General features: G+C 39.2%; 1 protein-coding gene. It reads right to left on the reverse strand.

Features of this window, described 5'->3' with window-relative positions; translation table 11 throughout:
- Positions 1 to 23: 23 nt before the first annotated feature.
- Complete coding sequence (locus QUB63_RS34940; RefSeq protein WP_332949971.1) at positions 24 to 1,166, reverse strand: IS4 family transposase; 1,143 nt, start codon at positions 1,164 to 1,166, stop codon at positions 24 to 26.
- Between the last annotated feature and the right edge of the window lie 106 nt (positions 1,167 to 1,272).

Genomic DNA, 1,272 nt, shown 5'->3' on the forward strand with positions numbered 1-1,272 from the left:
GAGTTGACGGGGTGACAACCCCGTCAAAAGCTTGATAAAATCAAGGACATAGCCCTGTACCCCCTCTGGAAGAATGGCAGCTTATTACGTCTCACGCTCATTAATTCACCAACTATTTCTTGACAAAATTCCATGCCGACTACCCAACATTGACCATATAATCCAACCCAAAAACTGCTGTGCCGAGGTTGCGAGCGCAACCTCTCAGTAACACGACCAATATATTTCTGAATTCCCATAAGCTTGAGCTTACGTCCCTGTAAAATAGCGCAACTGTAAGCCAAAGCTATTAATAAAATTAAAGTTTTTAGGCGGTCGTCACAAGCATGACTTTTTTCTAAATTGTAGCCTCCTGTTTTACAGTCTTTAAACATGGCTTCGATACCACTTCGACATTTAAACGCCGACACAGCTTTTTTTAAATTCCCTATATTTGTGAGCAAATACCAGCCTTCATCTTCACCATTAGCTCGATATTTTCGTCGCCAATAACCGGCGATATCAAACTGACCAAATCCTTTTTGTTTTGTTACTTTAACTCCCTTCAAATAAAAGCTCGTTCCCGGTACTAAACCACACTCACTTAAGCGCTTAAATTCCTCTCCCTCTTCTTGAATATATCGCCCCTGTTTTACTCTCAAAACAAACGTTACATTCTTTTCACACAACCAACGTGCCAGCTTTACACTCCCGAATTCTCTGTCTCCTAATACCACAATTTGATAATTTTTTAGCAGGCTGAGAATCGGACGAATTAAAAGCTGTTGTTCTTGGAGGTTACTACTTCCTCGTTTTGATAATATTTGCCAGTATAAGGGTAAAGCTCTGTGTTCCCAAATCAGGCTAATCACAAAGATATTTTTGTCCCGCCACTGGGTTCTATCAATGGCAACTATTAACTCTTTCTTATTTTTAAAATGAATTCTTAAGATATATTTAATTAGAGGTAACCAAATCTTCTCAATTTGGAGGATTGGTAATTTGAGAAATCTTTGAATCCCACGTCGTCTGCTCTCAAACATGATCGGGTATGGCATTAATGTCGCCAATAATTCAATACTTACTTGTTTATGAACTTGGAGTAGAAAAACTAAAATTGTCAGAGTTAAGTATTCGCTCTTTTTGAGTTGCTGTTGGAAACAGATTTGGTAAGATGAAGGTAGCATTTTAATAGATGGGGCTTCTTGACAATACTGACCCCATCTTTTTTTACCATAAATCGGTCTAACCTGCTTCAGCTAGGGGTTTTGACGGGGTTGTCACCCCGTCAGG

It is taken from the genome of Microcoleus sp. ARI1-B5, from assembly GCF_036705795.1.
Lineage (GTDB): Bacteria > Cyanobacteriota > Cyanobacteriia > Cyanobacteriales > Microcoleaceae > Microcoleus.